Below are 12762 nucleotides of genomic sequence, written 5' to 3' on the forward strand. Positions count from 1 at the left end.
TGATTAAAATTTTTGCGAAAGTACTAATTTAATTTTTGGTATTGATGTCTAATTTTTCGTAGACAGAATTGTTAGATATATATTCAGGAACTATTTCCTTAATCAACTGTACCGTATTATGATTGTTATGTGACTTATTTGATTGGCACAAGTCAGTAATTTTCTCAGCAATAGTAGCATGATCTATTTCTTGGTTTTTAGCAATCATAATTTTTTCATGATAGGTAGGAGTGGTGTTTTCACCATCAGCCAAGAGTTCTTCATACAGTTTTTCACCAGGACGAAGACCAGTTATTTTTATATCAATATCATCAGGGAATTGTAAGCCTGATAAATGAATCATTCTTTTAGCGATATCATATATTTTTACAGATTTACCCATGTCGAAAATGTAAATCTCTCCACCATTACCCATAGTTCCAGCTTCTAAAACCAATCGACACGCTTCAGGAATCGTCATAAAATATCGGGTAATGTCTTTATGAGTAACCGTTAAAGGTCCGCCATTTTCAATTTGACGTTTAAAAAGAGGTATAACAGAGCCATTAGAGCCTAATACGTTACCAAAACGCGTAGTTGTAAATTTTGTTGTATGATTGTTAGAATTGCTTAAACAGCTTATATACATCTCAGCAACGCGTTTTGTGGCTCCCATAACATTAGTGGGGTTAACTGCTTTATCGGTTGATACCATAACAAAGCGTTCAACATTGTGTTTTATGGCTAAGTCAGCAATGTTTTTTGTTCCTCCAATATTTATTCTTACAGCTTCGTAGGGACTCATTTCCATTAAAGGAACATGTTTGTAGGCTGCCGCATGAAAAACTTTTTGGGGTTTGAATTCTTCAAAAATTTCATTCATCCTAACTTCATCTCTAACATCCGCTACAATACAAGTGAAATTTTTACAATCTTTTTGAATAAGTTCTTGTTGAAGATCGTATAAAGGAGATTCAGCATGATCTACTAAAATCAAATGTTTGTGATTATAAACACTTAATTGGCGTGAAATTTCTGAACCTATTGATCCAGCAGCACCTGTGACTAAAATAACTTTATCGTTTACTTCTCTTTTAACAATTGGATTGTCGATAGAGATTGGTTTTCTATCTAATAAATCTTCAATTTTAACTTGTTTAATCTGATTGGCTTTCAAGTCGCCATCAATCCATTTAGATAAAGGAGGGACAATTTTTACCTGAACACCTAGTTCTAGTAATTTATCAGTTAAGTATAAAAGTTTTTCAGATTTTATATTTTGAATAGAAATAATAATTTCATCAATCTGCTTGTCTTGTATGAAGTTTTTATTGATTACTTTCTTGCTGTATATTTTTATTCTATCTAGCTTTTTGCCAATTTTCTTCGGATCATCATCAATAAAACCAATAACTTCATATTTGTTTTTGGTATCTCTGTTTAAAGCTCCATAAGTAATTAGTCCAGAGTCTCCAGCGCCATAAATCAAAACATTGGTGATTGATTTTAATTCTGTAGAAACAATTTCATAAAAAGCTTTAAAAATGAATCGGCTAATTACTAGTACAAGTACAGAAATCAAATAATGAATAATAAGTATTGATTTCGGAATCGTAAAATTTGGAACTACTTTTAAAAGGTTATTAATTAATACAAGGCTTGTAGTAATAATAAAAAGTAAGGTTACACCAATAAAAACATTAAAGGCATCTCTTGTTCCTGTATGACGGACAATTCCTTTGTAAGAACCAACAGTAAGAAAACTGATAAGAGCAATAAAAGCAATGAAAGGAATTTGATAGAATAGTTTTTCTACTTCAAAGTTCAAACTCGCATTAAAGCGAACTGTGTAGGCTAAAACAAAAGAGATACAAACTAAAAAGATATCTATAATTAAAACAACCCACCGAGAAGCATATCTGTCAAAAGCTTTTAAAAATAGACTCTTAATCATTGTGTATTTTTGTTAACAAATAAAGATACAAAATATAAAATGAGCAAGTAATTGAAGAATTAAATTTTCTTCATCTGTTGTTTCATCATTTGCATTTGCTCTTTAAGCATCCCGTGTTTATCTAATTTCTTGGCTTCTGCCATTAAATTTGTAGCTTCTCTTTTTCTACGTTTAGTCATTGCTATTCCTGCTAATTGTAATTTAGCCATGGCCAAATCATGGTCCATAGCTAAGCCTAACTTAACAGCCTTTTTTAAATATTTTTCGGCTTGTGTAATGTTAGTTTGAGATAGCATAATACCATGTAGGTAATTGTAATACCCTTCTTGTTTTTTGGTTAAAGCAGCAGAAGGGTTTTTAATGTATCCTAACCATTTTTGAGCTCCTGTAAAGTTTTGTTTACGAAGCTGTAAAAAAGCTAAAAGAATAAATTCGTTTTTGAAGTAAAATAAAATAAATAATCCAGCAAGTAAAAGTATTGATATTCCATTCATTATATGTCCTTGTGTAAACTCGTACACAGACCATACTGTTATTAAAGCAGCTAGAACTAATTTTATATTTTTATTGAACATAATTGTCTTTTCTTTTTATCGGTTTGCAAAAATACATTTTTTTAACAGAAAAACTGTCAACTTATTTCTTGTAATACTTTTTGTTCTTAACCCAAGCAGCAATTCCTAAAACAGCTACAAAAGCTACAGAATAATATACAGAGGTAGGAGTTATTACTTTGTCTCCACTTGCATAAGAGTGTAGTCCTGATAAGTAGAAGTTTACCCCAAAATAAGTCATCATAATAGCTGCAAAAGCGATAATAGACCATAGGTTGAAAGTAAATCTTCCTCTTAATCCAGGAATTAATCGCATGTGCAATACAAAAGCATATACCATAATTGAAATTAACGCCCATGTTTCTTTAGGATCCCAACCCCAGTAGCGTCCCCAACTTTCATTAGCCCACATACCACCTAAAAAGTTTCCAATAGTAAGCATAACCAAACCTACTGTTAAAGCCATTTCATTAATTACTGTTAACTCTTTTATATGTAAGTCCATTTTCTTTTTATTCTTTTCATTGGTGAAAATGATTAAGAATAAAGAGAAGATTCCTAAAATCATTCCCATGGCAAACGGACCGTAACTTGCAACGATTACAGATACATGTACATATAACCACCATGAGTTTAGTACAGGTTGTAAATTGGCAATTTCAGGATCTAACCAGTTTTGGTGAGCAAACATTAATATTACTGAAACTAAAAATGTCGTGGCAGCAATGGTTAATGAAGATTTTTTTCCTAGGATTAATCCAAATAACATGGTAGCTAGTCCAACAAAAATGATAGATTCATAAGCGTTACTCCACGGAGCATTACCACTAATGAGCCAACGTGCTGTTAATCCTAATACATGGAAAACAAAAAGGAAGATAACAATACCTATTAATACTTTTACAACCTTGTTAACCCATGGTTTGTTGTTAAAAATTTGTAAGAAAACAAATACAATTAAAAGTAAACTTACATATCCGTAGTACTTCGAAAGTTTTACGAAGATGTTTAGTTTGTTATAAGCAATTTCTAAATCAATTTTATCTTTTGCAGGAATAACGTCCGCACCAAATTTTCGTTGAAATTTCTTAATTCCGTCTAAAACTTTGTTGGTTTCAGTATAGTCTCCAGATTTTTTTGAAGCTTGTAATAATTGTAAGTACACAGGCAACGACTGACGTACAAATACAGAGTCTGTTCCTTTAAAATTGGCTTGTAATGTTTCTGGTTGCGAAACCCATTTGTTGTTTTCATCGTTAGGAATAGGGTAAATACGTAACATTCCTCCTCCTAAGGCTTGCGATAATAACCAAACTCTACGTTCAATTTTTATGATGTCTTTCTCAAATTTATTTTGAATTTTTTTCTTCTCAGCTTCAACAACAAGTTTACTGATTTTAGAAGAGCCATCAGGATTGTAAAAATCAATAAAACGTGCATATTCAGCATCTTTGTCAACTCCTAAAAGTTCTCTAACTTGTGTGTTTCCTTCTTCCAAATAAACAAAAGGAACATTTAACCAAAGCATCGGACTTTCAGTAATTGAAAGTAAAATTTGGCTAGGATCCATGTCTTTAAATTTATCAACATGGGCTACTTTTCTAACCAATTCCGAAGCAAAAGTATGTGCAGGTTTCATACGTCCGCCAGCATCTTGAATTACTAAAGAGCTGAATAAATCGGCATGTTCATTATTTACTTTGTTAGCAATTAAAATAGAATCAATTTGCGCTTCAGTAATTTGATTAGGCTGGTGTTGTTTGTGTTGACTAAATCCAGCTAAAGAAATGAATAAAGCAATTACTGATAATTTTGCTTTATTATTACGGATTTTAACTAACGATTGTTTTAAATCGTGAAAACGAGTTCCTTTTACAAATAATGCAGCAGTCATACCAAAGAATAATAAGAAATAACCGATATAGGTAATCCAAGTTCCCCAAAAATCGTGATTTACCGATAGGTGAGTTTGTTCGTGTTCCCCTTCAATTTTATAACTAGATTGGAAGAATTTATATCCTTTATAATCTAAAATATGGTTCATGTAAATTCTATAATCAAAAGTTTCTTCTGGAGCAATTACTGTAACTTCACTAGCATAAGCAGCAGCACTTTCTGATCCAGGATATTTTTCTAGTTGAAAATCATTTAGTTTTACGCTGAAAGGAGTTTCTAATAGTTTAGAGCCATACCAAGCTCTAAAGTTTAGTTCTCCAATACTGAATTGTTGTTGGTTATCAACATTAAATTTACCTCCATAAAACTCTACACGCTTAGTTTCTCCGTTTGTAGTAACGTCAAAAATTACAGTATCATATTTTTTATCGTCTTTTTTACCTCGTACAGTTTTTATTTCTCCTTTTTCTGGTGATTTTGGAACAACAAATTGTAGCCCGTTTACATTATGAAGTGTTAAGAATTGAAAGTGTTGTGCACTGTCTTTAACTATTAAACCTTTTTTTTGGTCTGCCATTCGAAGCCAATCTCCATCATTTTTTGAAGTCATTTTTAAACTTCCATCTTCGTAAAAGAAATTAATAGAGGCTGCATTTCTATCTTCCGCTTCAAAACCAACTAAAATATTATGAATATTTTCTATGGTTCCTTTTTTAACGTAGTGTTCATGCCTGCTTCCGTCAGAACTTTCAACTAAAAACAAGTGCTCTGCTCCGTTTTCATCAGGTACCATTTTTGTTTCGGACCAAGGTATGTAATCCACTAAGTTAAAAGAAACCTCATGGTTTTTTCCGCCTTTTTGAGGCTGGAAATTTTCTGTAAAACTAGCAGAATTGCTTCCCCAAGCAGAAAGTAATAATTTATTAGCGGTCGTTTTTTGAAACTCGCTATTATCAATAATCACATTTAAATACGTGTGTTCTGAATAGAATTGGTTGGTGGTTTCTCCTTCATCAATAACCATTAAACCTTCATAACTAATGTATCTTGTAATACCTGCTCCTATTAAAATTAAAAGGAAAGAGACATGAAATAATAGTACAGACCACTTTTCTTTTTTGTATAATCGGTATCTGAAAATGTTTCCAAAAAAGTTGATTACAAAAAACACCATGATTAACTCAAACCACCAAGTATTATAGATTAATGCTTTTGAGGTTTGTGTTCCGTAGTCGTTTTCAATAAAAGTGGCAACTCCCATGGCAATGGCAAAAACAAAAAATAATACAGCCATTAAACGGGTAGAGTAGAGGGTATCTAAGATTTTTTTCATCAGTACATCTGCTAAGTATAAAACGACGCAAATTTACGGATTAAAGCGTTAATCACCCTAAGAAATCAATCATTTTTAAAAGGTAAAATGTTAAATTTATGAAGGTTAATTTCCAATTCGCTCTCCCATTTTAACAAAGGTTTCCATCTTGTTTTTGGTATTGGTTAAAATATCTTCATCAATAGTAATTTTATAACTATTAACTAACAATACAATAGTTGAACCACCAAAAGCAAAGTACCCCATTTCGTCGCCTTTTTTTACTTCAGTATTTGGTGTGTAGGTTTCAATAATACTTCCAACCATGGTGGCGCCTACAGGGGCAATAATAATATCTCCCTTATCGTGTGTTTTTAAAGTGCAGTATTCTCTTTTGTTTTCACAAAATACTTTGGTAAAGTTAGCAGCTAAAGCGTAAGGAGATACTGAAAAATAGCGTCCTTTAATTTTTGTTACTTCAGAAGGAGTTCCGTCGTATGGAAAATGATATCTATGATAATCGTTAGGGGCTAATCGAAGTATAATTAAAGAATCGTCTTTATGTTTTGTGGCTAGTTCTTTATTGCCTAAAAACTCTTCTAGGGTGAATTTTCGTCCTTTAACAAAGAAATTATGAATGTCTGAAATTTTTTTAAATGCTAACATTTTCCCGTCACCAGGAGAAACAAAACCTTCTTCAATAGGTCGGGCGTCAGATTTTAACTTTCGATAAAAAAAATCATTAAAAGAAATATAATCTTCCGAAGGTTTTTCAGCTTCACTCATGTCAATTTGAAGCTCTCTAACAAAACTGTTTATTTTGTTAATAGAGTTAGGTTTGTTCATGAGTTTACCATACCATGATGATAAAAATTTACGTTTAACCAATGGTAACAAAGCCATTTTACCAAATGGGTTGTTGTATAGCAATTTTAGGTACCCTTCTCCAGGAGGGGTTTCGGTAATTATTTTACCTGTTTTTCTATCAATGAATTTTATTTTCATAACCGTTATCCTTCGGTACTATCAATTAAAATGGTTAGCATATCAATAGCGGCTTGTGCTATTTTTGTTCCAGGGCCAAAAACACCTACAGCGCCAGCATCGAACAAGAATTGGTAATCTTGTGCGGGAATAACTCCACCAACAATAACCATAATATCTTCACGTCCATATTTTTTAAGTTCAGCAATTACTTGAGGGACTAATGTTTTATGTCCAGCAGCTAACGATGAAATTCCTAAAATGTGTACGTCGTTTTCTATAGCTTGTTTTGTAGCTTCCTGTGGTGTTTGAAATAAAGGACCTATATCTACATCAAAACCTAAATCAGCATAACCAGTAGCAACTACTTTAGCACCACGATCGTGACCGTCTTGTCCTAATTTAGCAATCATAATTCGAGGACGACGTCCTTCTAATTCAGCAAACTTATCGGCTAACTCAGTGGCTTTTTTAAATAATTCGTCATCTTTTATTTCTTTACTATACACGCCAGATATGGTTTTATGTACTGCTTTATGACGTCCAAAAATGGTTTCAAGGGCGTCAGAAATTTCACCTAATGTAGCTCTGTTTCTTGCAGCTTTTACAGCTAAATCTAATAAATTTCCTTCACCTGTTTTGGCAGATTCAGTTAAATCACTTAAAGTTTTATCTACTTCAGCTTGGTTTCTTTTCGATTTTAAGTCGTTTAGTCTGTCAATTTGAGATTGACGAACTGCTTCATTATCTACCTCCAAAATATGTAAAGGATCCTCTTGCTCTAATTGGTATTTGTTAACACCAACAATAACATCTTGTCCACTATCGATTTTTGCTTGTTTTTTTGCTGCAGCTTCTTCTATACGCATTTTAGGAATCCCTTTTTCAATAGCTTTGGTCATTCCTCCTAATTCTTCAACTTCTTGAATTAGCTCCCATGCTTTATTGGCAATTTCTTCAGTAAGTTTTTCTACATGATAACTACCTGCCCAAGGATCAACTGTTTTTGTAATATGGGTTTCTTGCTGTAAGTATATTTGTGTGTTACGGGCAATACGTGCTGAAAAATCGGTAGGTAAGGCAATAGCCTCGTCTAAAGCGTTAGTGTGTAAACTTTGTGTTCCTCCAAAAGCAGCAGCCATGGCTTCAATTGCAGTACGGGCTACGTTGTTAAAAGGATCTTGCTCAGTTAAACTCCATCCACTAGTTTGACAGTGGGTTCTTAATGCTAATGATTTTGGGTTTTTTGGGTTGAATTGTTTTACGAGTTTAGCCCAAAGCATTCTACCAGCGCGCATTTTAGCAATTTCCATAAAATGATTCATTCCAATAGCCCAGAAAAAAGATAGGCGAGGAGCAAAGGTGTCAATATCCATTCCTGCCTCTAGTCCTTTTTTAATGTATTCCAATCCGTCAGCTAAAGTATAAGCCAATTCAATTTCTGCAGTAGCACCAGCTTCTTGCATATGGTATCCTGAAATAGAAATCGAATTGAATCTTGGCATATTTTCAGAAGTGTATCTAAAAATATCAGCAATAATTTTCATTGATGGAGTAGGTGGGTAAATGTAAGTGTTACGCACCATAAACTCTTTTAAAATATCGTTTTGGATAGTTCCTGATAATAATTCAGGAGTTACACCTTGCTCTTCAGCTGCTACAATATAAAATGCCAAAATTGGTAATACAGCTCCATTCATAGTCATGGAAACGGACATTTTATCTAATGGTATCTGGTCGAACAAGACCTTCATGTCTTCAACAGAATCTATAGCAACACCTGCTTTTCCAACATCACCTTGTACACGCTCATGGTCTGAGTCGTAACCTCGGTGTGTAGCTAAATCGAAAGCAACTGATAATCCTTTTTGACCGGCAGCCAAATTTCTACGGTAAAAGGCATTACTTTCTTCAGCAGTAGAAAAACCTGCGTATTGACGAATTGTCCAAGGTCTACGAACATACATGGTAGAGTAAGGTCCACGTAAGTTAGGTGCAATACCAGCCACAAAATCTTCGTGTTTAAAGTTTTTGTTTTGTTGTTCTTGGCTTTTATCTATTTGTATGTTAGATATATCTTTTCTACTCATTTTCTAAACGTTCTTGTTCTAGCTTTTCAGCTAATCGTTTTTGAATAATAGGTTGAATTAGTGTTTTTTTATTACGAATTTTCAAGAAAGGTGAAACTTCTAAATCGTTTTTCATCTTGTCGTTTTCGTTTTGAATTTTGTTTGTTCCAAGTAACACTAATTCTACTGAGTCAAATAATTGTTGTTCTTTATCTGCAGACTCTTTTATTTTTCGTTGGATAACTCCTTCTTTTAATTGTTTTAAGAAACCACCACTTTTTTCTATTAATTTAAAAACTTCTAGTGCTTTTTGGGCAAGTTGTTGAGTAATTGTTTCAATGTAGTATGCACCGTTAGCAATATTTTGGGCTTCTGCTAATTCGCTTTCTTGCTGTAGGATTAATAGTTGATTTCTTGATATACGTTCTCCAAACTCGTTTGGTTGATGGAAAATCTTATCATAAGAACTATTAGCTACGGTATTTGCGCCTCCTAAAATAGCGCTCATGCATTCAGAAGTTGTACGTAGCATATTTACATTGTAGTCGTATATGGTTTTGTTACGAAAACTTGGTTGTGTAAAAATATGAGCAGTTGCTTCAGTGTTATATTCTTTTAAAAGAGAGTCCCATAAAATTCTAAAAGCTCGTAGTTTGGCTATTTCAAAAAAGTAATTACTTCCTACAGAAAAATTAAAGTGAATATTGTTTGCAATTGAACCTCCAAAATGATTCAAGTATTCGTTTGCGTGTGCAAGTGCATATGCTAATTGTTGAACTATGGTTGCTCCTGCATTTTGATAAATGGAAGCATTAACACAAATAGCATTTTGAGTAGCTTTTGCTATTTCTTCTAATTGTGTATGATCGCTTTTAAGATTAGAATACCAGTTTCCTGAGCTAGCTAAGTTTCCTATAATATCTATATTGAAGTAGCACTTGTCCGAGTTTGTGAAATCAGCTAGTTTTTTTACAAATTCTGATGATAAAAAATTAAAAGTAAAGTAAAGTAAAGTTTTTTGAGTGTCAATTCCTTTTAATAAGGTTTTGTAGTCAAACTCTTTTTTTGCGTTGAATTCAATAGCGCTAGCTCCTCTTTGAATTGAGTCGATAGCAAATGCATTCGCTTCTTCTTCGTTTTCAATGTTAATAGATTGACAAATAGCAAAACCTTTATGGGGAGTGTTAACCTCAATGTTGGTTCTGTCTTCTTTAGTATAAAAAGGTTTTACGGTAATACCTTCTTCAGTTTTCCATAAAAGTGTATCGTTATAATCGGCACCTTTAAGGTCTACTTGTATTTTTTGTTTCCATTCTGCAGGGGTAACACCTTGAAATTCGTCAAATAAATAGTTACTCATTACTTTTTTATGGTATCAAATTCAATAATATAAATATCTTCATCTTCTTTCTTCATTAAATATTTCTCTCTAGCATAGCGTTCTAGTTGAAGAGAGTCTTGTAGTTGTTGAATGATTTTTTTGTCTTTTTTGATTTTTTTTTCATGATAATCAATCCAGCTTTTTAACTCATTAATTTCCTTATTAAACTCTCTATGTGTAAGGTAAGAGTTTTCATCAAAAAAAAGCATCCAAACCACAAAAACAGTGAGTATAATCACATAAATATTAGTGGCTATTTTAAAGGAAGGTTTGTTTTTTATTGATTTAAAACTCATGTTATAAACGGTCGTTAATTACTGTTCTTACAATGTCTATAGCTACAGTATTATACCTGTCGTTAGGGATGATAATATCAGCGTAATTTTTTGTGGGTTCAATAAATTGCTGATGCATAGGTTTTAAGGTGCTTTGGTAGCGGTTTAAAACTTCATCAACATCTCTACCTCGTTCTTTAATGTCTCTTCTTACACGTCTAATCAAGCGTTCGTCAGCATCGGCATGAACAAAAACTTTTATGTCACACAAGTTACGAAGTTCTTTGCTATTAAAAATCAAAATACCTTCAATAATAATAACTTTTCTAGGGTGTGTTTTTATAGTGTCTTTGGTTCTGTTGTGGGCAACGAATGAATATACCGGCTGTTCAATAATGCATCCGCTTTTTAATTCAGATAGATGATCCACCATTAAATCAAAGTCGATTGCTCTAGGGTGGTCGAAATTTATCTTAGTACGTTCTTCGTAAGTTAGGTTATCTGTTTGTTTGTAGTAAGAGTCTTGAGAAATAACGCAAACTTCATCAGCAGGAAGTTCGTTAATAATTTGGTTTACTACCGTGGTTTTTCCACTCCCTGTACCTCCAGCAATACCAATAACAAATATATTTTTCATTAAGTTTTTGTAAAAATAGAGTTATGACAAATTTAGCAAAATAAGCGCATAAAAAAAGCGCTAACTTTTTGTTAGCGCTTTTAGTTTTGAGCCGATGGAGGGACTCGAACCCACGACCTGCTGATTACAAATCAGCTGCTCTAGCCAGCTGAGCTACATCGGCGTTTGCCTCAAAAGCGTGGCAAATATATAATGTTTTTTGAAACTGAAAAAACTTTTTTTAGTTTTTGAATAACTTTTTTTTGAGGTGGTTTTTAAGTGTTTGAAAAAGAGTGTGTTTTTGAAGAAAAAAGTCCCATGTTGAGTTTTCAATATGGGACTTTTATAGAGTGTTTATCTTTGTTTTGTCTTTTACCAAGCGCCAATAAAATGGCTTCCTTCAGCGTTAATTAGTTGTGCGCCTTTGGTTACATTACCTGTTTCGGTGTTTACAATATAAATATTTCCGCTTTTACCTACTGGGGCTTGGGTTAAGTATACTTCGTTTCCTTCAACGGCAAAGCCTTGGTATTGGAATAGGTAGAAATCAGGATCGTAAGGAATGGCATCTATCTTAGTAGCTGTCTTTGCATTCAAATCTACAAGAGCAAAAAATCCTTGAGCACCAGCTACACCTTCTGTGGATCCTGCATGACGATACGCTACGATTGCTTTTCCGTTGTCAGTAGGTCTCCAAGCAAGGATGTAAGCGTCTTGTACACCTAAAGCTTCATCTAGGTTTAAGACATAAGAATTATCATAGTCGTTGTTTGAGTTAATTTTTAAAATATGTGAACCATTTGGGTCTCCTTGGTTAGCTTGATAAACATCACCGTTATATAAGAAAGCATTGATGCTACGGTAGCCGTTTGTGTTTCCTAGTCCTACAGTAGATGAAACTATCTTAGGATTAAGTAGAGACGGATAATCTAATACAATAGTTTTAGAGCCTAAAATTTCAAAATTTCTTTCTCTTTCTATGGTTTCAGGGTTTACTTTACGAATTTGTGTACCTATATATAGCTTATTTCCTGCTGCGTTTAAGACAGGCATGTCAATCCTACCGATATAATAACCTTTAGCTTCTTCTTCTGCAGTTAAAGCTATACTGTGCTCTTGAAAGTTTTTGATGGCAGAATTTTCTAAATCTAAAGTTACTATTCCCATAGTTGCTTCGGTACGAATGTAAGTGTCATCTGTAACATCTTCAGTGCCTTTGTCGTCAACTTTATGTTCGGTACTTACGTATACAGCAGCACCTGTTTTGTCTCCATCAAATAATTTAATCCATCTAGGAGCAGTACCTACGTAAGGAGCAATGCTGATTTCAGAACCTGTTTGCACAAAGTTTTGTCCGCCTTTTACGGTATATTTAGTGTAGTTACCACCAGTATCTCCTGCGTAGCTAATGTTGAATATAGTGTTTCCGTCTTCTGAAGCTTGGAGTCTAGCAGTTCTGTTTGATGGTACAATGAAACCATTATTGAAAGGTTCAATAGTTTTAGTAGGGTCTTTAGCGTCTTCAGAGCTAATGGCGTAAATTAGTGTTCCGCCGTTACCATCACCTGGATTGGTTCCCATTCTAGCACCTGCAACTGTAATCCACCTACTATCTGAATCTTTATCTTCATTAGGAGTAATGTTAGTGTCATCACTACAGCTTACCATGAGTGATAGAGAGCTTACTGCTAGCACTAGCGTTCTAAAGGGAAAAAAATGTTTTTTCATATCTAATCTGTTTT

General features: G+C 33.5%; 9 protein-coding genes and 1 tRNA gene. All 10 read right to left on the reverse strand.

The features are described 5' to 3' along the window. Positions 1–28: 28 nt before the first annotated feature. Entirely contained in the window at positions 29–1933 is a 1905-nt protein-coding gene (locus Q0663_RS03575) for a nucleoside-diphosphate sugar epimerase/dehydratase (RefSeq protein ID WP_299006491.1), read from the reverse strand. A gap of 59 nt (positions 1934–1992) precedes the next feature. Next, on the reverse strand, positions 1993–2508 hold the full coding sequence (locus Q0663_RS03580) for a DUF2892 domain-containing protein (RefSeq protein ID WP_299006496.1): 516 nt from the start codon (positions 2506–2508) through the stop codon (positions 1993–1995). Positions 2509–2569: 61 nt separating this feature from the next. Then, positions 2570–5716: a cytochrome c biogenesis protein CcsA gene (ccsA, locus tag Q0663_RS03585; RefSeq protein WP_299006499.1), complete on the reverse strand. Its 3147-nt coding sequence runs from the start codon at positions 5714–5716 to the stop codon at positions 2570–2572. Positions 5717–5821: 105 nt separating this feature from the next. Beyond that, on the reverse strand, positions 5822–6700 hold the full coding sequence (locus tag Q0663_RS03590) for a phosphatidylserine decarboxylase (RefSeq protein ID WP_299006501.1): 879 nt from the start codon (positions 6698–6700) through the stop codon (positions 5822–5824). A gap of 5 nt (positions 6701–6705) precedes the next feature. Next, the gene (gene scpA, locus Q0663_RS03595) at positions 6706–8769 is read right to left on the reverse strand and encodes a methylmalonyl-CoA mutase (protein WP_299006506.1); all 2064 of its coding nucleotides are present in this window, start codon (positions 8767–8769) and stop codon (positions 6706–6708) included. Beyond that, positions 8762–10108 (reverse strand): methylmalonyl-CoA mutase subunit beta, encoded by a 1347-nt coding sequence (locus tag Q0663_RS03600; RefSeq protein ID WP_299006509.1) that lies wholly within the window; start codon positions 10106–10108, stop codon positions 8762–8764. The genes scpA and Q0663_RS03600 overlap by 8 nt, the downstream gene beginning before the upstream one ends. Next, a complete protein-coding gene (locus tag Q0663_RS03605; RefSeq protein ID WP_299006512.1) occupies positions 10108–10425 on the reverse strand; it encodes a septum formation initiator family protein in 318 nt (105 codons plus the stop codon). The genes Q0663_RS03600 and Q0663_RS03605 overlap by 1 nt, the downstream gene beginning before the upstream one ends. A 1-nt stretch (position 10426) precedes the next feature. After that, complete coding sequence (gene udk / locus Q0663_RS03610) at positions 10427–11032, reverse strand: uridine kinase (RefSeq protein WP_299008053.1); 606 nt, start codon at positions 11030–11032, stop codon at positions 10427–10429. A 98-nt stretch (positions 11033–11130) separates the two neighbouring features. Continuing rightward, a tRNA-Thr gene (locus Q0663_RS03615) sits at positions 11131–11204 on the reverse strand. Positions 11205–11392: 188 nt separating this feature from the next. After that, complete coding sequence (locus Q0663_RS03620; RefSeq protein WP_299006515.1) at positions 11393–12748, reverse strand: hypothetical protein; 1356 nt, start codon at positions 12746–12748, stop codon at positions 11393–11395. Positions 12749–12762: the final 14 nt, after the last annotated feature.

The organism is uncultured Tenacibaculum sp. (assembly GCF_947504135.1).
GTDB lineage: Bacteria > Bacteroidota > Bacteroidia > Flavobacteriales > Flavobacteriaceae > Polaribacter.

Bases quoted from the DNA above. Each gene is read 5' to 3' on its own strand.
- ccsA (WP_299006499.1), bottom strand. From the start codon at position 5,716: ATGAAAAAAATCTTAGATACCCTCTACTCTACCCGTTTAATGGCTGTA.
- Q0663_RS03620 (WP_299006515.1), bottom strand. From the start codon at position 12,748: ATGAAAAAACATTTTTTTCCCTTTAGAACGCTAGTGCTAGCAGTAAGC.
- scpA (WP_299006506.1), bottom strand. From the start codon at position 8,769: ATGAGTAGAAAAGATATATCTAACATACAAATAGATAAAAGCCAAGAA.
- Q0663_RS03575 (WP_299006491.1), bottom strand. From the start codon at position 1,933: ATGATTAAGAGTCTATTTTTAAAAGCTTTTGACAGATATGCTTCTCGG.
- Q0663_RS03590 (WP_299006501.1), bottom strand. From the start codon at position 6,700: ATGAAAATAAAATTCATTGATAGAAAAACAGGTAAAATAATTACCGAA.
- Q0663_RS03580 (WP_299006496.1), bottom strand. From the start codon at position 2,508: ATGTTCAATAAAAATATAAAATTAGTTCTAGCTGCTTTAATAACAGTA.
- Q0663_RS03605 (WP_299006512.1), bottom strand. From the start codon at position 10,425: ATGAGTTTTAAATCAATAAAAAACAAACCTTCCTTTAAAATAGCCACT.
- Q0663_RS03600 (WP_299006509.1), bottom strand. From the start codon at position 10,108: ATGAGTAACTATTTATTTGACGAATTTCAAGGTGTTACCCCTGCAGAA.